Source organism: Streptomyces sp. NPDC005863 (assembly GCF_042871345.1).
Classification (GTDB): domain Bacteria; phylum Actinomycetota; class Actinomycetes; order Streptomycetales; family Streptomycetaceae; genus Streptomyces.
This window is the reverse complement of sequence record NZ_JBIAII010000012.1, coordinates 55,237-76,631: the sequence shown is the minus strand read 5'-3', so window position 1 is coordinate 76,631 and position 21,395 is coordinate 55,237. Positions and strand designations below refer to the sequence as shown.

Below are 21,395 nucleotides of genomic sequence, written 5' to 3'. Positions count from 1 at the left end.
TCTTCGTAGGACCCAGCCCCCTTGCGCTTCGCCACGCCCTTTTTCTGTACTGATCCATCCAAAACTTGCCCGACAGGAGCACCCCACCATGCCTCGCGCCGTTTACGTACTGGCTCTCGGCATCTTCGCCATGGTGACCAGTGAGTTCGTGGTCGCCGGACTGATGCCGCAGATGGCCGACGGACTGGACGCCACGGTCCCGGAGATCGGCTACCTCATCACCGCCTTCGCCGCGGCGATGGCCTTCGGCGGCCCCTTCCTCACGGTCGCCGTGCTGAGGATGCGTCAGAAGTCCGCCCTGATGCTGCTGTTCGGCATCTTTCTCGCGGGCAACGTGCTCGCCGCCCTCGCGCCCGACTACCGCACCATGCTCGTCGCCCGCGTCCTCACCGGCATCGCGTCCCAGGCCTTCTTCGGCGTTTCCATATCGCTGGCATCCCGCCTCACCCGTCCCGAAGTGCGCGGCCGCGCCGTGGCGGTGGCGCTCAACGGGCTGATGCTGGGCACGCTGCTCGGCCTTCCGTTCGCCACCGTGGTCGGTGAACACCTCGGCTGGCGTGCCGCGTTCTGGGCGATCACGGGACTGACGGCGCTGGCCGCCGCGGCCACGTTCGCCGGTGTGCCGAGTGCCGGCGGTGACGACGAGGCGGCCGGCGGCCTGCGCCAGGAGCTCGGCGCCTTCCGCAGCCCCCGGCTCTGGCTGACGTTCACCACCAGCACGTTCGTGATCGGCGCGACGTTCTCCGCGTTCAGCTACCTCAACCCGATCCTCACGGAGCTCACCGGCTTCTCCACGGGAACCGTTCCGCTGCTCCTCGTCGCGTACGGCGCCGCCACCGTCATCGGCAACACCGTCGTCGGCCGGTTCGCCGACCGCCGCACCGTGCCCGTCCTGATCGTCGGGCTCGTGCTCAACCTGGCCTTCCTCACCGGGTTCGCGCTCTTCGCCGAACTGACCGTCCCCGCGGTCGCGTTCATGCTGGGCATCGGGCTGGTCGGCGTCACCATGAACCCGGCCCTGGTGACCCGCGTCCAGCGTGTCGGCAACGCGCGGCCGCTGGTGAACACCGTCCACTCGTCGTTCATCACGCTCGGCATCATCATCGCCACGTCCGTCGGCGGGCCCGCCATCGACACGTTCGGGCTGCGGTCACCGCTGTGGATCGGCGCCGGCCTGGCCGCGCTCGGCCTGCTCTCCCTGGTGCCGGACCTGCTCCGCCGCCGCACCGCGTCCGCCACCACGGCGCCCCACCTCGCCCCGGGCCTCGGCGAGACCTCACCGTCCGCCGCAGCGACGCCCGCAGCCACACCCGCGCCCGCGCCCGCCGAGGATCTCCCCCAGCCCGCCTAGGCCAACGCCCCCAGGGGGTCGTCGAGCACCGGCTGCCAAGCCAGCTCGGCGGCCCCCACCAGGCTGTTGTGGTCCAGCGTGCACGCCAGGATCGGCACGCCGCCGCTGCGCCCCCACAGGCTCCGGTCCGCGACGACGGCCCGCAGCCGCTCCGGGTCCGCCTCCAGGAGGGCGCGGTACAGCCCGCCCAGGATGATCCGGTCGGGGTTGAGGATGTTGACCAGGCCCGCGAGCCCGAGACCGAGCCGGTCGATCAGCGCCTCGGCCGCGGAGCGCACGGTCGGGTCCCCGTACCCGTCGCGGAGCAACTCCCGGGCCTGTACGAGGAGTCCCTCCGGTCCTGGCTCACGCCCCGCCTCCGTCAGGAAGGCGAGCGGATCCGTCTCGACGTCCAGACAGCCCCGGCTGCCGCAGTGGCACGGGCGCCCCTCGGAGTGCACGGTGAGGTGGCCCACCTCAAGCGCGAGTCCCGAACTCCCGGTGTGCAGACGGCCGTCGAGGACCAGGGCGCCCCCGACACCGCGGTGCCCGGTCGCCACACAGAGCAGGTCACGGGCGCCGCGCCCGGCCCCGTGCCGGTGCTCGGCCAGCGCGGCGAGGTTCACGTCGTTGCCGGCGAACGCCGGTCCCTCGATGCCCGCCCCCCGTACACAGTCGGCGAAGATCTCGCGGACCTGCGCACCCGCGGACCACGCCACGTGCAGCGGATTGAGGGCGGTACCGTCGGGCTCGGCCACCGCGGAGGGCACCGCCAGGCCTGCGCCGACACAGCGTCTGCCGGTCTCGCGCAGCAGCCCGGCGCCCGCCTCGACGACCGCGCCGAGGACCTCCGCCGGGTCGGCGCCGACGGTCTCGCAGCCCGGCGCGGTCGCCACGATCGAGCCGCCGAGCCCGACCAGCGCGGCCCGGAATCCGTCGGCGTGCACCTGCGCGGCGAGGGCCACTGGCCCCTCCTCCGCGACCGCGAGCCGGTGCGACGGCCTGCCCTGCGACCCCGCGGCGGCGCTGGGCTTCGCATCGATCCGGATCAGCCCCAGCGCCTCCAGCTCGGCGGCGACCGCGCCGGCCGTGGCGCGCGTGACGCCCAGCTCGGCGGTGAGCACGGCACGGGTGGGAGCGCGCCCGGTGTGCACCAGTTCCAGCGCCGGGCCCAGCGCGCCGCGCCCCCGCTCCAGGCGGGTACGCGTGGTCAATTCCCCCTCGGCACGGGGGTCAGCCTTGCCGTTCATGAGGGCGAGTCTCCCATGATCCGTACGCGGCCTCGCCGCCCACAACCATCTTGAAGGACACCCTTGCGCACCCCTACCCTGACTTTGTGCCGTCACTAAACAAACTCGGGAACGCAGCGTCGCGGCCCCCCGGCCCCCTCGATCCCACCTCCGGACCCGACCTCCGCCGACTGCGGGTCGCCCTGACCGTCTTCTTCGCCCTCGACGGCTTCGTCTTCGCCGGCTGGGTCGTCCGCATTCCCGCGATCAAGGAACAGACGGGGGCGTCGGCGGCCCAGCTGGGGCTCGCCCTGCTGGCGGTCTCCGCCGGGGCCGTCGTCACCATGACGCTCACCGGGCGTCTCTGCACCCGCTTCGGCAGCGTTCCGGTGACGGTGGCCTGCGCCGTCCTGCTGCCGCTGAGCGTGGCGCTGCCGCCACTGACGGGCTCGGTCCTCGTCCTCGGACTCGTCCTGCTGATCTTCGGAGCCGCGTACGGCGGGATCAGCGTCGCGATGAACAGCGCGGCCGTCGATCTCGTACGCGCCCTGCGGCGCCCGGTGATGCCCAGCTTCCACGCCGCCTTCAGCCTCGGCGGCATGCTGGGCTCGGGCCTCGGCGGGCTGGTCGCCGGCCGCCTCTCCCCCACGCCCCATCTGCTCGGGATCACCGTCCTCGGCCTGGCCGTCACCGCGGCGGCCGCTCCCACCCTGCTGCGCCACGGCGCGTCGCTCCGGCCGCGCGCGAGCGTCGACGCGGCGGCCACGCCTCCCCCCGTGGCCGCTCCCGACGACGCCAAAGCCAACGCCGACGCCAACGCCCCGGCGGAGCACGGCGGTTCGGGTGCCGGTGGGCGCCGCATGGACCGCCGCACCCGCGGGCTCGTGCTGGTCTTCGGGCTCATCGCGCTGTGCACCGCGTACGGCGAGGGTGCCATCGCCGACTGGGGCCCGCTCCACCTGGAGCAGGACCTGCACGCCCACCCGGGCATCGCCGCCGCGGCGTACTCGTGCTTCGCCTTCGCCATGACGATCGGCCGGTTCTCCGGGACCACGCTCCTCGAACGGCTCGGCAGGACCCGCACGGTGGTCGGCGGTGGCGCGACGGCGTGCGCCGGGATGCTGCTCGGCGCGCTCGCCCCGTCGACCGGCCTCGCGCTTGCCGGATTCGCGGTCACCGGACTCGGCCTCGCCAACATCTTCCCGGTGGCGATCGAGCGGGCGGGCGCCCTCGCCGGTCCCGGCGGGGTCGCCGCGGCGTCGACGCTCGGTTACGGCGGCATGCTGGTCGGGCCGCCCCTCATCGGGTTCATGGCCGACTGGTACTCGCTGCCCACCGCCCTGACCAGCGTCGCGCTGCTCGCAGGCGTCGCCGCGGTCATCGGCTTCGCGACGCGTCGTACGGAGGGTACGGACCGTACGGAAATCACGGAGCGTACGAAGGGTACGGAAAGGGTCTGACATCACGCGGAGTTCCCGTTCGACGGCACTCCGTCCGACACAATCTTCCGCATGGACATTTTCCGGCACATTCAAGTCGTGGAGCGCGAGGGTGAGTTGCTGGCCCGTGCCGCAGCGGAGGCCGGCTCCGACGCCAAGGTGCCCACCTGCCCCGACTGGCAGGTGCGGGACCTGCTGAAGCACACCGGGATGGTGCACCGCTGGGCCGCCGCGTTCATCAGGGAGCGGCGCATGGCCTACCGGCTCGGCGGCGAACTCCCCGACCTCGACGGGGACGGGCTCGTCGAGTGGTTCCGCGAGGGGCACGCCGCGCTCGTCGAGACGCTCCGTGCGGCACCGTCCGACGTACAGTGCTGGGCCTTCCTGCCGGCCCCCTCCCCGCTGGCCTTCTGGGCCCGGCGCCAGGCCAACGAGACGACCATCCACCGCGTGGACGCGGAGTCCGCGCGCGGGGGTCAACTGTCCCTGATCGACGCGGAGTTCGCCGTGGACGGGATCGAGGAGCTGCTGCTCGGCCTGCACGCGCGCAAGAAGAGCCGCGTGCGCAGCGCGGTGCCGCGCGTGCTGCGGGTGCGGGCCACGGATGTGCCGGGCGCATCGGGCGCGTCGGGTCCACCAGGTCCATCGGGTGCGTCGGACGCGTCGGGCTCATCGGGTGAGCGGATTTGGACGGTGCGTCTCTCCGACGGGCCGCCGGTCACGGAGCGCGGCGCGACGGCGGCTGCCGACGGCGAGGTGTCGGGACCCGCGGCGCGCCTCTATCCGGCGCTGTGGAACCGGCTGCCGTTCCCGCAGGTGACGGGCGACCCCACGCTGGCGGAGCTGTGGCGGGAGAAGTCGGCGATCGTCATGAGGTGACGGGGCGCGCGGGGTTCAGCCGTCGTGATCGCCGAGCATCCGTTCGAGAACCGCGCGCTGCAGCGGCCGCACCTCGGCGTGGAGCGCCCGCCCCTTGTCGGTGAGCGACACCCGTACGCCCCGCCGGTCCTCGCTGCACATCCCGCGCTCCACGAGACCGTCCTTCTCCAGGCGGCCGATCAGACGGGAGAGGGCACTCTGGCTGAGGTGGACCTGCGCGGAGATCTCCTGCACCCGGAACGTACAGCCGCCGTCGTCCGACGAGCCCTCCGCGAGCACGTCGAGCACCTCGAAGTCGCTCGCCCCCAGGCCGTGCGGATGCAACTCCCGGTCGAGCTCGCACAGGGTGCGCGCATGCACCGCGAGGATGTCGCGCCATTGGCCCACGAGCCCTTGCTCGGCCGTTTTCGCCGCCATGGCATCGCACGGTAGCAGAATTTCCGACTTTTGTTGCATCGTCATTAAATGCACGCGCACACATAATGGGCGGGGGTGAGATGTGCGCATGCACAGGGCGATCGAATCAGCCCGGCCCAGGGCGGGCGTCAGCCCAGCCAGCCGGGGCGGACCAGGCCCGACTCGTAGGCGAGTACGACGAGTTGAGCGCGGTCCCGGGCGCCCAGCTTCACCATGGTCCTGCTGACGTGCGTCTTGGCGGTGAGCGGGCTGACCACCAGACGGCGGGCGATCTCCTCGTTCGAGAGGCCGATGCCGACCAGGGCCATCACCTCCCTCTCCCGCTCGGTCAGCCCAGTCAGGGCATCGGCGGCCGCGGGCTCCTTGGAACGGGCCGCGAACTCGGCGATGAGGCGGCGCGTCACGCCCGGCGAGAGCAGCGCGTCACCCCCGACCACCGCCCTCACCGCGCGCAGCAGCTCGTCCGGTTCGGTGTCCTTGACCAGGAAGCCGGAGGCCCCGGAACGGATCGCCTCGAAGACGTACTCGTCGAGCTCGAAGGTGGTGAGCATGACCACCTTCACGCCGTGCAGAGCGGGCTCGTCGGTGATCTGGCGGGTCGCCGCCAGACCGTCGAGCAGCGGCATGCGGATGTCCATCAGGACGACGTCGGGGCGCAGTTCGCGCACCATCCGCACGGCTTCCTCGCCGTCGGCGGCCTCGCCGGCCACCCCGATGTCGGGCTGCGCGTCGAGGAGCGCCTTGAAGCCTGCCCTGACCAGGGACTGGTCGTCGGCGAGCAGTACGCGGATCACTGGTCCTCCTGAGGTGCGGTGCGGCCCCGGCCCCGGAGGTTCCGGCCCGCGGGCAGGGGCAGTACGGCGGTCACACGGAAGCCGCCGTCCGGGCGCGGGCCCGCCTCGATCGTGCCATCAAGGGCGGCGGCGCGCTCCCGCATCCCGGCAAGTCCGTTGCCGCTGCCGCCCGCGTCGGCGCCGGTGGCGGGGCCGTCGTCGTCGATGCGCAGGGTGAGCGCGGCCGGCGCGTGGCGCACCAGCACGCGCGCGTGGCGTGAACCGGAGTGCCGTACGACGTTCGTCAGCGCCTCCTGGATGATGCGGAAGGCGGCGAGGTCCACGCCGGGCGGCAGCTTGTCCGCGGGGGCGGGCGTGGGCGTGGGGGCGGGGGCCGCGCTGGTCCTGGGGGTGGGGTCGGTCGCCCCCTCGGGGGAGCCACTTTCGGGGATGCCGCCGCCCGCAGGGGCGTCGCGCTGAGGGGTGTCACCCTCAGGGGCGGCCTCCGTGGTGACCTCGACGGTCAGTCCGGCGCTCCGGGCCTGCTCCACGAGTTCGGGCAGCCGGTCGAGTCCGGGCGCCGGCGCGCGGGGCGCCTCTCCGGGGGCGCGCAGCGTGCCCAGGACCTGGCGCACCTCGCCCAGCGCCTCCTTGCTGGCGGCCTTGATCGTGGTCAGGGCGGTACGGGCCTGTTCGGGGTCGGAGTCGAGCAGGGCGAGGCCGACGCCCGCCTGCACGTTGATGACGGAGATGCTGTGCGCGAGGACGTCGTGCAACTCCCGCGCCATCCGCAGCCGTTCCTCGTCCGCGCGCCGCTCGGCGGCCCGCGCACGCTCGGCACGCTCCTCGGCCCACTGCTCCCGTCGTACGCGGCCGAGTTCGGAGACCGCGACGATCGCGACGACCCATACGGCGACGATGATCTCCTCGCCCCAGGGCCGCGCGGCGTCGTCGCCGGGCGGCAGCCACCGGTAGAGCCAGTGGGCGATCAGCAGATGTCCGGCCCAGAGCCCGCCGACGGCCCCCCAGCCCGCACGCCGGTGCCCCGCGACGACGGCGGCGAAGCAGGCCACCGCGACGGCGAGGAAGACCGGGCCGTAGGGAAATCCGGCCCCGACGTAGACCAACGTCAGCCCGGCCGTGGCGTACACGACGGGCACCGGGTGCCGGTGACGCAGCAGAAGGACGGCCGTCGCCAGGAACAGCAACAAGCGCGCGAAGGGCGTGAGGTGCTCGCGGGAAGCGGCCTGGGCGTGCTCGGCGAAACCGGACCCGGCCTGCACGAACACGGTGAGCGCGAGCGTCGTCGGCCACGGCAGGCTGCGCCCGGCCCGCTCCTCGCCCCCGGAGTTCCACCAGGGCGGCCCCTGCCGCCACATCGACGGCCCGCCCCACACCCGGGGCGGCCCGCCGGGCCCGCGTTCGCGCTGCTCATCCATGACGGCAACGCTAGACCGGGCCGGCCCCCGGCGGCGTCCGACGGGCGTGGTGATCACGCGTACTCCCGGGGGAGTATCCGGGGGCGCGGGGATGGACGCGGGGATGGGCGGGGCGAGGCGCGGTTGACCGAGTTCCGGGGCGGGGCGGCCGACGGGCTCCAGAGCGGGGCCGGCCGGCGGGCTCCAGGGCGGGGGCGGCCGGCGGGCTCCAGGGCGGGGGCGGCCCGACGGGTTCTAGGGCGGAGGCAGCCGCCGGGCTTCAGGCCAGGCACCCCGCACACCTCACCCCGCATCCTCACTCTCACCCTCACCCCTGGGACAACAGCCCCACGCCATGGGCGAGTTGCGTGGCGGCCTGCGCGAAGAAGGCCGAGCGGTCCTCGACGACACGGTGGTACTGGCCGAACACCTCGAAGCTCACCAGGCCGAAGAGCTGCGCCCATGCCGCGACCAACGCCGTCACGACCGCCGGCGGCAGATCGGGCGCGAGGTCCGCCGCGAGTCGCTCGCCCTCCGCCCGCAGCTCCGTCGGCAACGGCTGCACGGCGACACCCCGCCCCTGATGGGCGTCCCGCACCACGGCGATGAGCAGCAGCCCCACCCGCGCCGCTGCCGGCACGGTCGATTCCGGCGCGCTGTACCCGGGAACGGGCGATCCGTAGATGAGCGCGTACTCGTGCGGATGCGCGAGCGCCCAGTCCCGTACCGCCTCACACACCACGGTCCACCGCCGCACCGGCCGCTCCCCGGCGACACCCGCGTGCGCGGTCTCGGCAGCGGCGCCGAGGGAGTCGTACGCGTCGATGATCAACGCGGTCAGCAGGTCGTCGCGGCTGGGGAAGTAGCGGTAGAGCGCGGAGGACACCATGCCGAGCTCGCGTGCGACGGCCCGCAGGGAGAGCTTGGCGGCGCCCTCGGCCGCCAGCTGTCTGCGCGCCGCGTCCTTGATCGCCGCGGTGATCTCCTCGCGGGCGCGGGCCCGCGCTCCCTTGGTGGCGCCGGCGTTGCTGGTGTTGCTGGTCATGCGGGTCAGTGTGGCACGAAGTGGAAGCGGTGCACACATTCGAGAGCAGTGCTCTTGCTTTGGAGCACCCGTCTCGTGCACACTGCTCTTAAGCGAGAGCACTGCTCTCGGAATCGGTTCCCGCAGCCCTGGAGGGCCCCATGTCGTCGTCCTCGTCGCCCCTGACCTCCCCCTCATCCCCCTCGTCCCCCGCCTCCCCCTACTACCTCAAGGGCAGCAGCCTCAACGTCCGCTTCAACGGTGTGATCGGGTGGCTGGCGCGTCACGGGGTCAGCCTGATGGGCAGCGCCGAACTCTCCGTACGGGGTCGCAAGAGCGGCAAGATGCAGCGCGTCCCGGTCAACCCGTACACGCCCGAGGGGGACCGGAACCAGTACCTCGTATCGGCGCGCGGGCACTCACAGTGGGTGCGCAACATGCGGGTGGCCGGGGGCGGGGAGTTGCGACTGGGGCGCAAGGTGCGGCAGTTCACGGCCGTGGAGATCCCCGACGCCGAGAAGCTGCCGCTGCTGCGCGGCTATCTGGAGCGGTGGGGCTGGGAGGTCAACCAGTACTTCCAGGGCGTGACCGCCAAGTCCTCCGACGAGGAGATCCTGGCGGCCGCGCCCGACCACCCCGTCTTCCGCATCACCGTGCAGAAGAAGCGGTAGACACCCGCATCGGCCGTCGCGGACGTAGCGGACGCAGCAGCCGTAGCGACTGGACGCCGCGGACGCCGTGGAGGCGGCCGAAACACGACCGGCTAGCGGTCCCCGTCGCGCTCCTGCTCCTGGTCCTTGGCCCGGTCCCGACCCCGATCCCGGTCCCGCGCCTGCAGCACGCGCCCCACCATCGGATGATCGCGCACCAGCTCGCCCAGCGTCGTCGAGCCGCGCGTGATCCGCGCGAAGGCGTTCCACGCGGGGCGGAAGCCCGTGATCGCCGCGTGCACCACGCCGGGCCGGTGCTCGAAGGCCTGGAGCATCCGGCGCCCCACACTCATCTCCACACCGAGCCCCGCCTTGATGGCGAAGGCGTAGTTCAAGGCCTGGCGGCGGGCGTCCACCGCGTCGTGCGCCTCGGCGATCCGCACCGCCCACTCCCCCGCCAGCCGTCCGGAGCGCAGCGCGAAGGAGATGCCCTCGCGGGTCCACGGCTCCAGGAGCCCCGCCGCGTCACCGCAGACCAGGACCCGGCCGCGCGAGAGCGGCGAGTCGTCGCTGCGGCAGCGCGTCAGATGCCCCGAGGAGATGCTGGGCTCGAAGCCGGCGAGGCCGAGCCGGGCGATGAAGTCCTCCAAGTACCTCTTGGTGGCCGCGCCTTCACCGCGCGCGGAGATCACGCCGACGGTAAGGGTGTCGCCCTTGGGGAAGACCCAGCCGTAACTGCCCGGCATCGGGCCCCAGTCGATGAGGACCCGGCCCGCCCAGTCCTCCGCGACGGTCTCCGGCACCGGGATCTCGGCCTCCAGACCGAGGTCGACCTGGTCGAGCTTCACACCGACATGGGCCCCTATGCGGCTCGCGCTGCCGTCGGCGCCCACCACGGCGCGGGCCAGCACGGTCTCGCCGCCCTGCAGCACGACGGCCACGGTGCGCCGGTCGGGCACCTCGGAGCCGTGCTGCTCCACACGCGCGACCGTGACACCGGTGCGCAGCTCGGCGCCGGCCTTCTGGGCGTGCTCGACGAGCTGCTGGTCGAACTCGGGGCGGTTGATGAGCCCGAACAGCATCTGCCGGGAGCGGCGGGTGCGGGTGAACTTGCCGTCGAGGGAGAACGTCACCGCGTGCACGCGGTCCCGGAAGGGCAGCTCGAAGCCGGGCGGCAGGGCGTCGCGCGTGGGGCCGATGATGCCGCCGCCGCACGTCTTGTAACGGGGGATCTCGGCCTTCTCCAGGAGGAGCACCGTGCGCCCCGCGACCGCTGCCGCATAGGCCGCCGAGGCCCCCGCGGGGCCGGCTCCGACCACGACGACGTCCCACACGTACCGGGCGTCGTCCGCTGAGTTCTCGCTGCTCACGTTGGTCTACCGCTCCTGATCCCGCTGTTGGCCGCGCTGTCCAAGGCATCCTACGGCGGAGCCCCGCGGGCCCCTCCTGTGGGAGGATCACAACTACCCACATGTACGGCCCACACGTACAACGTCGCACCCACGAGGAGCGTGCCCATGTCGCCGGATCCCATCGCCGAGACGGTCGCCTCACTGATGCCGAAGGCGAAGGCGGAGCTCACCGAACTGGTGGCCTTCAAGTCGGTGGCGGACTTCGATCAGTTCCCGAAGAGCGAGAGCGAAGGCGCCGCCCGCTGGGTGGCGGACGCGCTGCGCGCCGAGGGATTCCAGGACGTCGCCCTGCTCGACACCCCGGACGGCACGCAGTCGGTGTACGGCTTCCTGCCGGGCCCCGCGGGCGCGCCGACGGTCCTTCTCTACGCGCACTACGACGTGCAGCCGCCGCTCGACGAGGCCGGCTGGGCCACCCCGCCCTTCGAGCTGACCGAGCGCGACGGCCGCTGGTACGGCCGGGGCAGCGCGGACTGCAAGGGCGGCGTCATCATGCACCTGCTCGCGCTGCGCGCCCTGAAGGCCAACGGCGGCGTGCCCGTGAACGTGAAGGTGATCGCGGAGGGCTCGGAGGAGCAGGGCACGGGCGGCCTCGAACGGTACGCGGAGCAGCACCCCGAGCTGCTCGCGGCGGACGCGATCGTCATCGGCGACGCGGGCAACTTCCGCGTCGGCCTGCCGACGGTGACGTCGACGCTGCGCGGCATGACGCTCGTGCGCGTCAGCGTGGACACCCTCGGCGGGAACCTGCACTCGGGCCAGTTCGGTGGCGCGGCCCCGGACGCCCTCGCCGCGCTGGTCCGCGCGCTGGACTCGCTGCGCGCGGAGGACGGCTCGACGACGGTCGACGGTCTGACGAGCGACGCCGTCTGGGACGGACTGCAGTACGAGCAGGCCGCGTTCCGCAAGGACGCGAAGGTCCTCGACGGGGTGGAGCTCATCGGTGAGGGCACCGTCGCCGACCGCATCTGGGCGCGTCCCGCGGTCACTGTCCTCGGCATCGACTGCCCGCCGGTGGTCGGCGCGACGCCGTCGGTGCAGGCCGCCGCGCGGGCGCTGATCAGTCTGCGGGTGCCGCCGGGCGTGGATGCCGCCGAGGCGACGAAGCTGCTGCGGGCGCACCTGGAGGCGCACACGCCGTGGGGCGCGCAGGTGCGCACGGAGCAGATCGGGCAGGGCCAGCCGTTCCGCGCGGACACGACGAGCCCCGCGTACGCGGCCATGGCCGAGGCGATGGGTGAGGCGTACCCGGGCGAGGAGATGCAGTACGCGGGGCAGGGCGGCTCGATCCCGCTGTGCAACACCCTCTCCACGCTCTACCCGCAGGCCGAGATCCTGCTGATCGGCCTGAGCGAGCCGGAGGCGCAGATCCACGCGGTCAACGAGAGCGTGTCGCCGAGCGAGCTGGAGCGCCTTTCGGTGGCCGAGGCGCTGTTCCTGCGGAAGTACGCGGCAAACTGACGCACGGCGGCGACCGGGACTCGCGCAGGAGCCCGGTCGCCCTGCCGACAGCCGAGAGCCTCGTCTCAGGGCGGGGCTTTTTCTCATGGCGGGCGGCGGCGAACGCCTATCCGTCGAGCGGGACGCCGGCCTCCAGGTAGAGGGTGGCCCCGCGCTCACGTGCGCGCAGCGCCCAGCGCAGCCGTTCGTACCGTACGGCGGGCAGCAGTTCGGCGGCCTCCTGCTCGGAGACGAACCGCCAGCCGCGCAGCTCGGGGCCGGGCAGGAGCAGGCGGCGGGCCTCGCCGCTGTCGAGGCTGCCGCCGTCGAAGAGGAAGCGCATGCCCCCGTAGCCGGGCGGCTGCGGTGGCTCCCAGTCGGCGACCAACAGGCGCGGAAGATCGGCGAGTTGGATGCCCGTCTCCTCGGCCACCTCGCGCACGCCCGCGCGCGCGGGTGCCTCGCCGGGCTCGACGACGCCGCCCGGGAACTCCCAGCCCGCCTTGTACGTCGGGTCGACGAGCAGGACGCGGTCGTGTTCGTCGAAGAGCAGCACGCCGGCGGCGAGGGTCTCGGCGGTGGGTTCCGGCGTCTGCACGATGTCGCACACAGATGCGGTGTCGGTACGGACGGCCTCGGCGACCCGTTCGGCGGTCTCGTACGGGGTGAGGGAGCTGGTGTCGATGCGGTGGGCGTCAGCGTCGAGCCAGGCGGCGCGGGCCGCGCGGTAGGGCTCGATGTGGTCGAACGACCACTGCCGCACCCGCAGCTCCCCGTCGGGCAGGTCCCGCGGCACGTCGCGGCCGGATATTCGCTCGCGCAGGATCGTTTCATCCGGGTCGAGCAACACGTGACGCACGGGGATCCTGCGCGAGGCGAGACCACCGAAGATCTCGTCGCGGTACTCCTGGCGCAGCAGCGTCATCGGCACCACGAGGACGCCGCCCACCTCGGCGTGCAGGGCGGCGGCGGTGTCGATGACGAGACGCCGCCAGATCGGCAGGTCCTGGTGGTCGTTCACCTCGTCGAGGCGCTTGGACGGCAGCAGGTACGGCAGTGCGCCGCCGATGACCTCGGGGTCGAAGAGTGTGCTGTTCGGGATCAGCTCGATCAGTTCCCGTGCGGCGCTGGTCTTTCCCGCACCGAACGTGCCGTTGATCCAGACGATCACGGTTCCCCCTCTTCTGTTGGCCCCCTGTGGCTTGCCCGTAACACCCTGCCATGGAAACCCGGCACTGATGGGAGTGCCATCGCCCTGCGGTACGTCAAGGGGGTTGCGTCACCTTCACCCCAACGTGTGGCGATCACCGTGCATGAATCGTTCCCTCACCTCGGATCACCCCCGGCCCCGCTAGCGTTTCCCCGCATGCACCCCGGCCCCCGGTGCTCTCATCCGACGGTTGCTCCCGCCGGACAGGTTCCTTCGGGGCGCCGCAGCCCCCGGTGCTGGGGGGAAACATGCGACAGGACGCACTGAACGACGCCACGTACGAGGACTCCGATCACGCTCCTCGGGTGTACGGGGCCCACCACGCGATCGTGGTCGAACTGCACGGCGAGATCGACGTCGTGACCTTTCAGCGGTCGGCCCCTCTGCTCGACGCGGTGGCCGCGGGACCCGAGCCCCTCCTGGTGGTCGACCTCACCCACGTCACCTTTCTCGACTGCTCCGGGCTCTCCCTGCTGATGCGGGCCCACCGCCGCATGACCGCGGCGGACGGCCGGCTGCGCCTCGTCTGCACGCGTCCGCTGACGCTGCGCATGCTGAGCGTCACGGGGCTCGCGTCGGTGCTGGCTCCGGCTCCGACGGTGGAGGCGGCGCTGCGCGACTCCCGCGAGGACGACGGGAACTGACGCGCCGGGGGCGACGGTGCAACGGGGCCGACCCTTCGTGCCGACCCTTCCTGGCCCCCTCCTTGGTCCCCTCCTCCATCCGCCGCACCGGACGAGTGAAAGCAGCCCGGCGCGGCCCGGTCCCGGTGTCGTGCGTGGCCACAATGGCCACTTGGTCTCCTCGACTCAGCAGTGGCGCAGGAAGGGCTCGGGTTCCGTGCAAACCGATTCCGTGAGGACCGATCTCATGACGGCCGGGCGGCCGGCGCAGCCGGCGGGAGGGCGGCGGTCGGCGATCGTCCGGCGCACCGCGGTGGCGGCGCTGGTCGCGGGCGGTCTGCTGTACAACGCGTGGGTGCTGGAGTGGGCCGTGCCGACGTCGCTGGATCCCCGGCACTCCTACATCAGCGAGCTGTACGCCGAACACCAGCCGTACCGCGAGCTGTTCGCGGGGTTCGAGTTCACCTGTGGGGTCCTGGTGCTCATCGGCGCCCTGGCGGCACGCCGGTGCACGCCGCGGTCCCTCCCGCCGTCCGCCGCGCGGGCGCAGCGGTGCGGTTGGTGGATGCTGGCGGGGTTCGCCGCCTCCTCCCTGGGCGACGTGCTGTGGCCGATGGCGTGCGCGCCCTCGCTCGACCCCGCGTGCCGTCCCGTCCATCCGGCGCACACCATCACGAGCGCCCTCTGCCACTTCTTCCTCTTCGCCTCGTTCGCGGCGCACACATGGGCCGCGCGGCACAGGAAGGACGCGCCCGGCGGCCCGGTCGCCACCTGGGGCTGGTGGCTGGCGGGCGCCGCGCTGCTCTCCGCGCTGGGGACGGTGGGGGCGCTGCTGGGCCACCCGGGCTGGCACGGGGTTCCGCAGCGGGTGCATGTGCTGCTCGTCGGGGTGTGGCTGATCCTGCTGGCGTCGTACGCGGCCCGCTCCGCGGCACCCGCCCCGGCCCCGCCGCCGGACGCCGGGGACCCCCCTGTCGTACGGACCGGTGCCGGCGCTCCTCAGGCTCCGTGACGGACACGTTCCGCGAGGCGGCGGTCGCCGGGGCGGGTTGTCGTGCGGGGCCGGTCTCACACCCGAGTCACCGCATCCGTGCCGCGCGGGAGGGCCTTGTGGGTGCCCGGCCGTGGACATCCCGTCAACCGGCGGATGACGTGGTCCGCCGGTGACACAGGTGCTCTGGGCGTCGGCCCTGTGCGCGGTGGCGGCGGCCGGGGCGAACGCGACGGCCACCGTTCTGCAACGGCAGGCGGCGCGCCGTATCCCCGCGACCGACGCCTTCAGCACCCGTTTCGTGAACCGGCTCGTGCACAGCCGGGTCTGGCTGGGCGGCGTTCTGGTCATCTGTGCCGCAGCCGTGCTGCAGGCGATGGCGCTGTTGTGGGGTCCGCTCTCCCTCGTCCAGCCGATCCTCGTCCTCGAACTGCCGCTCGCGCTGGTCATCGCGCACGTCGCCACCACCGCGACCATGCCACCGGGCGGCTGGCGTGCGGCCGGGCTGACGGCGGCGGGTCTCGCGCTCGCGCTGGCGAGTGCCGCCCCGCACGAGGGTGCGAGGAGCCTCGACGGCCGGGACTGGGCCCTGGCCGTGGCGGCGACGCTCCTGGCCATCGCCCTGTGCACCGGCGCCGTCCTGCGTCGTCCCGAGGGCAGGGCGCGGGCCGCGCTCCTGGCCACGGGCTCGGCCCTTGCCTACGGTCTGACCGCCCTGTTCATGAAGGAGGCCATGGCGCGTCTGGCGCAGGGAGGTGTGTCCGCCATGGTGAGCGCCTGGCAGACGTACGGGTGTGTCGCCGCCGGCGGCCTTGCCCTGCTCCTCCTCGCCCATGCGATGCAGGCAGGACCGCTGATCGCCTCCCAGCCCGCCGTCACCCTGGGCGAGGCGGGCGCCAGCCTGGTCCTGGGCATCACGTTCACCGCGGACCGCATCCGCACCGGCTGGTGGCTCCTGCCGCAGACCGCCGGCGCCCTGCTCACGATCCTGGGCGTCGTGCTCCTGGCCCGCCTGCCCGGTTCCGCGGAGGATCCACAAGCTTGACGTGAGACGGGGGCGCCCCCGTCCTCTCGGGGCGCCCCTGCCCTTTCAGGAGTACGTGGTGTTCATCCGGCCCGGCGCGCCTCTCTCCGCTCCCGTTTGCGGGCCAGGCGGGCCTCGCGCATCCCCTCACCGGCCTCGCGGCTACGGTCCATCATCCAGTCGCGGAACCGCCACCAGAGCAGGATGACGGGAGTGACCAGCAGGGAAAACAGCAACGCTTCTCCCCAGCCCATCGAGCGACGGGGCGTGAAGTGCAGGTACAGCACCCCCGCCACGTACAACGCGAGAAAGAGCAGGACGTACTTCATCGGCTTCGAAAGTGTCATGGCAATTCAACTACCCCTGAAATGCGCCGACATGAGGGGTACGCCGCCGCAGACGCATCGGGGCCGCCCGTCACCGGCCGGACGCAGTTGCGGACCGCCCCGGCAGGGCTCACCGCCGCACGGCGGGGCGCCCAACATAATGCTGGCCATGAGTCACTCCGCACACCCCGGCCGGCCCGCCGGCGACACCACCGGCAAGCTGGCGCACAGCATGGTGCCCATGACCGGACGCGACCCGGACGAGCAGGGCCGGACCTCCTCGCCGCTAGAGCTCCTGTTCGACCTCACCTTCGTGGTCGCGGTCGGCACGGCCGCCTCGCACTTCGCCGAGATGGCGGCCGAGGGGCATCCGGGGCAGGCCGTCACGGCGTTCGTCCTGGCGATGTTCGCGATCAGCGTCGCCTGGATCAGCTTCAGCTGGTTCGCCTCCGCGTTCGGCACCGACGACTGGCTCTACCGGGCGCTCACGATGGTGCAGATGATCGGCGTCGTCGTGTTCTCGCTCGGCCTGCCCGCGATGTTCCACTCCGTCGAGGAAGGCGGCCACCTCGAACTGCGGGTGATGGTGATCGGCTACGTCGTGATGCGGGTCGCGATGATCCTGCAGTGGTGGCGTGCGGCCCGGCAGTCCCCCTCGTTCCGCCACGTCGGCAGGGCGAACATCCTGTGGACCGTCATCGCCCAACTGGGCTGGGTCGTGGTCGCGTTCACCCCCATGCCGCTCGCCGCGGTCTTCACCGCCTTCGTCGTACTGGGCGCGCTGGAGCTGGCCCTGCCGCTGCTCACCCAGGGCAACGCGGGCGGTACCCCGTGGCACCCCCACCACGTCGCCGAACGGTACGGGCTCTTCGCCATCATCGTCCTCGGCGAGGGAGTCGTCGGCACGGTCGCGTCCTCCGGTGATCTGCTGGGCGGCGCGGACGGCATGGACTGGAGCGGGAACGCCGTCGCCGTCGTCGTCGCCGGCGTCGGACTGACCTTCGGCATGTGGTGGGTGTACTTCGCGACGCCCTTCGGCGACGTCCTCGTACACCGCCGCAGGCGCGGCTACCTCTTCGGATACGGCCACATCCCCCTGTTCATCGGGATCGCCGGCGCGGGCGCGGGACTCCACATGGCGGGGCTGCACCTGGAGCACCACTCCGAGCTCAGTGACGTCGCCGTCGTCCTGTCGCTGGCCCTGCCCGTCGGCCTCTATCTGCTGATGGTCTACCTGTTGCACACCCTGTTGCTGTCCGCGGCGGACCGCTTCCACCTGCTCCTGATCTCCCTGACGCTCGCCGTGCTCCTCGCGGCGGTCCTGCTGGCCGCGGCGGGCGTTGCCATCGCGGTGTGCCTGCTGGTGATCATGGTCGCCCCCTTCGTCACGGTCATCGGCTACGAGACGGTCGGCCACCGTCACCAGCGCCAGATGCTGGAACGGCTCCGCGTGCGGGACAGCGGTACGCCGGAGGGCGGCACGACAACCAACTGACGTCACCCGCCCATGCGTTAGCCTGACCGCCGGGCCACGGGGGAGGAACAAGATGCTGACCGGGATCGTGATCGACGCGATGGACGTCGCGCGCATGGATCACTTCTGGCTGAACGCGACGCGCGGCGGGACCGGCGGTCTGCGGTTGCGGTGCGTGGCGCCCGCGCAGCCGAAGGCGGCGGGGCACAAGAACCGGCTGCACCTGGACCTTGCCGGAGGGCCGGACTGGGAGGCCGAGGTCCGGCGTCTGCTGGACCTCGGTGCGACGCGGGCCGACATCGGCCAGGGGGACGTTCCGTGGGACGTGCTGGCCGATCCGGAGCGCAATGAGTTCTGCGTGCTGCGCCCCGGTCATCCCGGCGTGCTCGCCGACTCCGGCCTCGTGGCGATCTGCCTCGACGTCGCCGAGGAGAACCGCGATGCCCAGGCGGCGTTCTGGGAGTCGCGCGCCGACTGGCACGCGGCGGAGCGTCACGACTGGGGTGTTCGGCTGCGTCGGACGCCCGCCAGTACGGTCTCGTTGGTGATGGGGCCGCCCGCGGCGCCGAAGGCGGGCCGCAACCGGTTGCGCCTGGAGGTCACCGTTCGCGACGGGGAACCCGGTGAGTTCGTCGACGCCGCAGGGAACGAGTTCCACGTCACGCGCTGACCTCGCCATAGGCGCCTACGGGCGTGCGTCACTCCCCCGCCGCGGGCTTCTTGCGCTGGTTGGCGTTGAAGCGCGCCTTCTTCTGGCGGTTGCCGCAGGTGTTCATGTCACACCATCTGCGGGTGCGGCTCTGGCTGGCGTCGAAGAAGGCGGCCCGGCACGTCGGTGAGGCGCACAGGGCCAGCTTTCCGTCGCGTTCGCCCGTGATGACGCCGATCGCGTCGGCGGCGATCACACCGAGGGCATCTTCCACACCGAGAGTTTCCTCCGCACCGAGGGCGTCTTCCGCGCCGGAGGCCGCGCCGAGCCGCCACTCCCGAGTGCCCTCCGGCGTCAGGAACGCCACGGCACGGCCCTGAGCGCTGCGCTCATTGATGATCCGGACGGCGGAGGCGGGGAGGGCATCCCCGTTCGCGGCCGCCGTCGCGGCGGCGTGGATCGCCTCCCGCAGTTCCCTGGCGAGGTCGAGTTGGGCAGGGGTGCAGGAGTCCACGGCCAGGCCGTACACCGCCAGCCAGTCGACGAGTCGGCGCGGCACGGGAATGCGCTCCACGGGGTCGCCATGACGCTCCGAAAGTGTCCCGGTGAAGCTCGTCGCCAGCACGGCACCGAGGCGGAAATCAGGGAACTCAGCAGACATGGAACCACCTTAGCCGGTTGCCGCACGCCACGGAGAACTGTTAGAACCGTCTTAGCCGGTTCACGAGAGGTGTGGCCGGCTCCGCGACGGCCAGGAGGTCTCATGCCCCGCCCGACCAGCGACGTAGAAGCAGGCGCAGTAGAGGCAGGCGTGGAAGCAGGCGCAGAAGAGGCAGGCGTGACAGCGTGTACGGCCCGCGCGGCCGACGCGGAACTCGACGATCTGCGCGCGCGACTTGCCGCGGCGCGGCTGCCCGAGGCCGAGACGGTCCAGGGCGCCGCGCCCGGCCGTCGCCGATGGGGGCAGGGCGTCCCGCTCGGCGACCTGACCGAGGTCGTGGAGTACTGGCGCACCGAGTACGACTGGCGGGCGTTCGAAGCGCGCCTCGACGAGATCGGTCAGTTCCGTACGACCGTCGACGGTCTGGGAATCCACTTCCTGCACCGCCGATCCGCACGCGCGGACGCCACTCCGCTCCTCCTGACGCACGGCTGGCCGGGCAGCATCGCCGAATTCGTCGATGTGGTGGACGAGTTGGCGGATCCGCGGGACGGGGAAGCACCGGCGTTCCACGTCGTGGTCCCGTCGCTGCCCGGCTTCGGTTACAGCGACAAGCCGACGACCACCGGGTGGGGAACCGAGAAGATCGCGGCCGCGTGGGTGGAACTGATGGGGCGGCTCGGATACGCCAAGTTCCTTGCTCACGGCGGGGATTGGGGAGGAAACATCACCACCGTGCTCGGCGGCAGGTTCCCGGCGCACGTGCTCGGCATCCACACCTTGTTCGCGGAGGCACCACCCGGACTCACGACGGACGGGCTGACCGCGGACGAGCGCAGGTGGACCGAGGAGACCCACGATTTCTGGCACCACCGCGCGGCGTACGCGAAGCAGCAGGCCACACGGCCGCAGACCATCGGCTACTCCCTCGTCGACTCACCGGTCGGGCTGCTCGCCTGGATCCTCGACAAGTTCGCCGAGTGGTCGGACACCGAGGACAGCCCGTTCGAGACGATCTCCCTGGACCGGATCCTCGACGACGTCACCCTGTACTGGCTGACGCGGACCGGGGCGTCGGCGGCCCGCATCTACTACGAGAGCCACAACTCGCTCGACCCCGATCTCCGGGTCGACGTCCCGTCGGCGATCACCATGTATCCCCGCGACATCGAGAAGACGCCGCGCCCCTGGGCGGAGCAGCGGTACCGGCGGATCGTCCGCTGGAGGTCTCCCGATGTCGGGGGGCACTTCCCGTCGCTGGAGGTTCCCGAGTTCTTCGTCAGGGATCTGCGGGAGGGCCTCGCGGCGGTCCTGGCCGCCGGTCGGTGACACGGGGGCGGAGCCGCCGACGTGTCGGACCGCCTGCGCCAAGTGACGTGAAGCGGTGCCGGGGGCGCGCGGGGTGCTTGGCGGCGCGGCGCAGGGAAAGGGTTCTGACGCGGCGGTACCGTCACAAAGGTGACAGGAACCCATGTCGGCCGGGGGTGGACCGCGTCCATGTCCGCGGCCTATGAGCGGTATCTGGTGCCGGTGGTCTTCCGGCCCTTCGCCGAGGACCTGGCCGTCCGGGCGGCGGCCCTCCGCCCCGAGCGGGCCCTCGAACTCGCCGCGGGAACCGGGGCGTTGACCTCGCGCCTGCTCGCTGCGGCACCTTCGGCCGAGGTGACGGCCACCGACCTGAACGAGGCCATGGTTGCGCTCGGGTCGGATCGGGCTCCGGGCGCGATGTGGCGGCAGGCCGACGCACAGCGGCTGCCGTTCCCGGACGGCGGGTTCGATCTGGTCGTCTGCCAGTTCGGCGTGATGTTCTTTCCCGATCGCGTCGGGGCCTTCACCGAGATCCGCCGGGTGCTGGGCCCGGGCGGCCGGTTCCTGTTCAACACCTGGGGTCCATTTGTGGAGCACGCCTTTGAAGTGGCGTTCCAGGCCGGACTGGAGCGGGCCTTTCCGGTCGACCCGCCGCGCTTCCTCCCGACCGTGCCGCACGGCTACGCCGACCCCACGGTCGTGGCCGCGGATCTGACGGCCGCGGGGTTCACGGTCGAGGACGAGCAGAAGCTGACGCTGCAGGGCGAGGCCGCGTCGATCGCCGACCTCGCCACCGGGTACCTCACCGGGACACCGGTGCGCGCGGCCGTGGAGGAGCGCAGCGACGCCCCGGCCGTCCGGGCCACCGTCGTCGAGGAGATGACGACCCGTCTGGGCCCGGGACCGGTCACCGCCCCCATGACGGCATACGTCTTCCGCGCCGCCACAGCCTGAGGGCTCCCGCCGCAAGCCCCAACCCAACACAACCGAACGCAAAGGTCGGACCTCCATCCCGGGCGGCACCGCCGTCAACGGCCCCCGTGCCGACCGGACGAACCAGTACCGCTCCCCTTCCAACAGAGTCCAACAACCCCTACCGTAAGCGCGCGTGTGACCCG

Annotated in this window: 21 protein-coding genes; 12 read left to right on the top strand and 9 right to left on the bottom strand. The window is 72.3% G+C overall.

The features are described from left to right. The first annotated feature begins 88 nt into the window (after nt 1-88). Nucleotides 89-1,351, top strand: a complete 1,263-nt coding sequence (locus tag ACFYO9_RS32215; protein WP_358775469.1) for an MFS transporter — start codon at nt 89-91, stop codon at nt 1,349-1,351. On the opposite strand, the gene ACFYO9_RS32210 is transcribed toward ACFYO9_RS32215, so the two are convergent. Continuing rightward, complete coding sequence (locus ACFYO9_RS32210; RefSeq protein WP_358707649.1) at nt 1,348-2,580, bottom strand: ROK family protein; 1,233 nt, start codon at nt 2,578-2,580, stop codon at nt 1,348-1,350. The two genes, ACFYO9_RS32215 and ACFYO9_RS32210, sit on opposite strands and share 4 nt — an antisense overlap. Before the next feature lie 86 nt (nt 2,581-2,666). On the opposite strand from ACFYO9_RS32210, the gene ACFYO9_RS32205 reads away from it, so the two are divergent. Together ACFYO9_RS32205 and ACFYO9_RS32200 are read left to right on the top strand one after the other, a co-directional pair. Further along, nucleotides 2,667-4,019: an MFS transporter gene (locus ACFYO9_RS32205; RefSeq protein ID WP_388666782.1), complete on the top strand. Its 1,353-nt coding sequence runs from the start codon at nt 2,667-2,669 to the stop codon at nt 4,017-4,019. A 51-nt stretch (nt 4,020-4,070) separates the two neighbouring features. Continuing rightward, a complete protein-coding gene (locus ACFYO9_RS32200) occupies nt 4,071-4,877 on the top strand; it encodes a maleylpyruvate isomerase family mycothiol-dependent enzyme (protein WP_358775467.1) in 807 nt (268 codons plus the stop codon). Nucleotides 4,878-4,892: 15 nt separating this feature from the next. On the opposite strand, the gene ACFYO9_RS32195 is transcribed toward ACFYO9_RS32200, so the two are convergent. The 4 genes from ACFYO9_RS32195 to ACFYO9_RS32180 all read right to left on the bottom strand — a co-directional run bounded on the left by ACFYO9_RS32195 (nt 4,893) and on the right by ACFYO9_RS32180 (nt 8,530). Continuing rightward, the gene (locus ACFYO9_RS32195; RefSeq protein ID WP_358775465.1) at nt 4,893-5,294 is read right to left on the bottom strand and encodes a MarR family transcriptional regulator; all 402 of its coding nucleotides are present in this window, start codon (nt 5,292-5,294) and stop codon (nt 4,893-4,895) included. Between the two features lie 128 nt (nt 5,295-5,422). Beyond that, on the bottom strand, nt 5,423-6,088 hold the full coding sequence (locus ACFYO9_RS32190; RefSeq protein ID WP_358775463.1) for a response regulator transcription factor: 666 nt from the start codon (nt 6,086-6,088) through the stop codon (nt 5,423-5,425). Further along, nucleotides 6,085-7,506 carry a sensor histidine kinase gene (locus ACFYO9_RS32185; RefSeq protein ID WP_358775461.1) on the bottom strand — a complete coding sequence of 474 codons (1,422 nt, stop codon included), beginning with the start codon at nt 7,504-7,506 and terminating at the stop codon, nt 6,085-6,087. The genes ACFYO9_RS32190 and ACFYO9_RS32185 overlap by 4 nt, the downstream gene beginning before the upstream one ends. A 307-nt stretch (nt 7,507-7,813) precedes the next feature. Beyond that, nucleotides 7,814-8,530, bottom strand: a complete 717-nt coding sequence (locus tag ACFYO9_RS32180; protein ID WP_358775459.1) for a TetR/AcrR family transcriptional regulator — start codon at nt 8,528-8,530, stop codon at nt 7,814-7,816. A gap of 140 nt (nt 8,531-8,670) precedes the next feature. On the opposite strand from ACFYO9_RS32180, the gene ACFYO9_RS32175 reads away from it, so the two are divergent. Beyond that, nucleotides 8,671-9,180: a nitroreductase/quinone reductase family protein gene (locus ACFYO9_RS32175; RefSeq protein WP_358775457.1), complete on the top strand. Its 510-nt coding sequence runs from the start codon at nt 8,671-8,673 to the stop codon at nt 9,178-9,180. A 92-nt stretch (nt 9,181-9,272) separates the two neighbouring features. Here the strand turns inward: ACFYO9_RS32175 and ACFYO9_RS32170 are convergent, their stop codons facing one another. Continuing rightward, a complete protein-coding gene (locus ACFYO9_RS32170; protein ID WP_358775455.1) occupies nt 9,273-10,529 on the bottom strand; it encodes a geranylgeranyl reductase family protein in 1,257 nt (418 codons plus the stop codon). A gap of 147 nt (nt 10,530-10,676) precedes the next feature. Here ACFYO9_RS32170 and ACFYO9_RS32165 point away from each other — a divergent pair, with 147 nt between their 5' ends. After that, complete coding sequence (locus tag ACFYO9_RS32165; protein WP_355813016.1) at nt 10,677-12,032, top strand: dipeptidase; 1,356 nt, start codon at nt 10,677-10,679, stop codon at nt 12,030-12,032. Nucleotides 12,033-12,138: 106 nt separating this feature from the next. Here the strand turns inward: ACFYO9_RS32165 and ACFYO9_RS32160 are convergent, their stop codons facing one another. Continuing rightward, on the bottom strand, nt 12,139-13,182 hold the full coding sequence (locus ACFYO9_RS32160) for an NUDIX domain-containing protein (protein WP_358775453.1): 1,044 nt from the start codon (nt 13,180-13,182) through the stop codon (nt 12,139-12,141). A gap of 287 nt (nt 13,183-13,469) precedes the next feature. On the opposite strand from ACFYO9_RS32160, the gene ACFYO9_RS32155 reads away from it, so the two are divergent. The 3 genes from ACFYO9_RS32155 (at nt 13,470) to ACFYO9_RS32145 (ending at nt 15,880) form a co-directional block, all read left to right on the top strand. After that, complete coding sequence (locus ACFYO9_RS32155) at nt 13,470-13,865, top strand: STAS domain-containing protein (RefSeq protein ID WP_358775451.1); 396 nt, start codon at nt 13,470-13,472, stop codon at nt 13,863-13,865. A 211-nt stretch (nt 13,866-14,076) separates the two neighbouring features. Then, complete coding sequence (locus ACFYO9_RS32150) at nt 14,077-14,856, top strand: DUF998 domain-containing protein (protein ID WP_358707670.1); 780 nt, start codon at nt 14,077-14,079, stop codon at nt 14,854-14,856. Between the two features lie 151 nt (nt 14,857-15,007). Continuing rightward, complete coding sequence (locus ACFYO9_RS32145; protein ID WP_358775449.1) at nt 15,008-15,880, top strand: DMT family transporter; 873 nt, start codon at nt 15,008-15,010, stop codon at nt 15,878-15,880. 62 nt (nt 15,881-15,942) lie between these two features. On the opposite strand, the gene ACFYO9_RS32140 is transcribed toward ACFYO9_RS32145, so the two are convergent. Beyond that, nucleotides 15,943-16,206: a hypothetical protein gene (locus tag ACFYO9_RS32140; protein WP_355813029.1), complete on the bottom strand. Its 264-nt coding sequence runs from the start codon at nt 16,204-16,206 to the stop codon at nt 15,943-15,945. Between the two features lie 148 nt (nt 16,207-16,354). Between ACFYO9_RS32140 and ACFYO9_RS32135 the strand changes: the two genes are divergently transcribed. Both ACFYO9_RS32135 and ACFYO9_RS32130 read left to right on the top strand, forming a co-directional pair. Next, on the top strand, nt 16,355-17,680 hold the full coding sequence (locus ACFYO9_RS32135) for a low temperature requirement protein A (protein WP_355813032.1): 1,326 nt from the start codon (nt 16,355-16,357) through the stop codon (nt 17,678-17,680). A 52-nt stretch (nt 17,681-17,732) separates the two neighbouring features. Then, nucleotides 17,733-18,329: a VOC family protein gene (locus ACFYO9_RS32130; RefSeq protein WP_358775446.1), complete on the top strand. Its 597-nt coding sequence runs from the start codon at nt 17,733-17,735 to the stop codon at nt 18,327-18,329. A 28-nt stretch (nt 18,330-18,357) separates the two neighbouring features. Here the strand turns inward: ACFYO9_RS32130 and ACFYO9_RS32125 are convergent, their stop codons facing one another. Continuing rightward, nucleotides 18,358-18,969: a CGNR zinc finger domain-containing protein gene (locus tag ACFYO9_RS32125; protein ID WP_358775444.1), complete on the bottom strand. Its 612-nt coding sequence runs from the start codon at nt 18,967-18,969 to the stop codon at nt 18,358-18,360. A 102-nt stretch (nt 18,970-19,071) separates the two neighbouring features. Between ACFYO9_RS32125 and ACFYO9_RS32120 the strand changes: the two genes are divergently transcribed. Then, nucleotides 19,072-20,298, top strand: a complete 1,227-nt coding sequence (locus ACFYO9_RS32120) for an epoxide hydrolase family protein (RefSeq protein WP_358775442.1) — start codon at nt 19,072-19,074, stop codon at nt 20,296-20,298. A gap of 168 nt (nt 20,299-20,466) precedes the next feature. Next, nucleotides 20,467-21,231 carry a methyltransferase domain-containing protein gene (locus ACFYO9_RS32115; RefSeq protein ID WP_358775655.1) on the top strand — a complete coding sequence of 255 codons (765 nt, stop codon included), beginning with the start codon at nt 20,467-20,469 and terminating at the stop codon, nt 21,229-21,231. Nucleotides 21,232-21,395 lie beyond the last annotated feature (164 nt).

Excerpts from the sequence above, each read along its gene's own strand:
- ACFYO9_RS32135 (WP_355813032.1), top strand. The coding sequence starts at position 16,355 with ATGAGTCACTCCGCACACCCCGGCCGGCCCGCCGGCGACACCACCGGC.
- ACFYO9_RS32195 (WP_358775465.1), bottom strand. The coding sequence starts at position 5,294 with ATGGCGGCGAAAACGGCCGAGCAAGGGCTCGTGGGCCAATGGCGCGAC.
- ACFYO9_RS32120 (WP_358775442.1), top strand. The coding sequence starts at position 19,072 with ATGCCCCGCCCGACCAGCGACGTAGAAGCAGGCGCAGTAGAGGCAGGC.
- ACFYO9_RS32130 (WP_358775446.1), top strand. The coding sequence starts at position 17,733 with ATGCTGACCGGGATCGTGATCGACGCGATGGACGTCGCGCGCATGGAT.
- ACFYO9_RS32200 (WP_358775467.1), top strand. The coding sequence starts at position 4,071 with ATGGACATTTTCCGGCACATTCAAGTCGTGGAGCGCGAGGGTGAGTTG.
- ACFYO9_RS32215 (WP_358775469.1), top strand. The coding sequence starts at position 89 with ATGCCTCGCGCCGTTTACGTACTGGCTCTCGGCATCTTCGCCATGGTG.
- ACFYO9_RS32185 (WP_358775461.1), bottom strand. The coding sequence starts at position 7,506 with ATGGATGAGCAGCGCGAACGCGGGCCCGGCGGGCCGCCCCGGGTGTGG.
- ACFYO9_RS32165 (WP_355813016.1), top strand. The coding sequence starts at position 10,677 with ATGTCGCCGGATCCCATCGCCGAGACGGTCGCCTCACTGATGCCGAAG.
- ACFYO9_RS32210 (WP_358707649.1), bottom strand. The coding sequence starts at position 2,580 with ATGAACGGCAAGGCTGACCCCCGTGCCGAGGGGGAATTGACCACGCGT.
- ACFYO9_RS32115 (WP_358775655.1), top strand. The coding sequence starts at position 20,467 with ATGTCCGCGGCCTATGAGCGGTATCTGGTGCCGGTGGTCTTCCGGCCC.
- ACFYO9_RS32175 (WP_358775457.1), top strand. The coding sequence starts at position 8,671 with ATGTCGTCGTCCTCGTCGCCCCTGACCTCCCCCTCATCCCCCTCGTCC.
- ACFYO9_RS32125 (WP_358775444.1), bottom strand. The coding sequence starts at position 18,969 with ATGTCTGCTGAGTTCCCTGATTTCCGCCTCGGTGCCGTGCTGGCGACG.
- ACFYO9_RS32155 (WP_358775451.1), top strand. The coding sequence starts at position 13,470 with ATGCGACAGGACGCACTGAACGACGCCACGTACGAGGACTCCGATCAC.
- ACFYO9_RS32140 (WP_355813029.1), bottom strand. The coding sequence starts at position 16,206 with ATGACACTTTCGAAGCCGATGAAGTACGTCCTGCTCTTTCTCGCGTTG.
- ACFYO9_RS32180 (WP_358775459.1), bottom strand. The coding sequence starts at position 8,530 with ATGACCAGCAACACCAGCAACGCCGGCGCCACCAAGGGAGCGCGGGCC.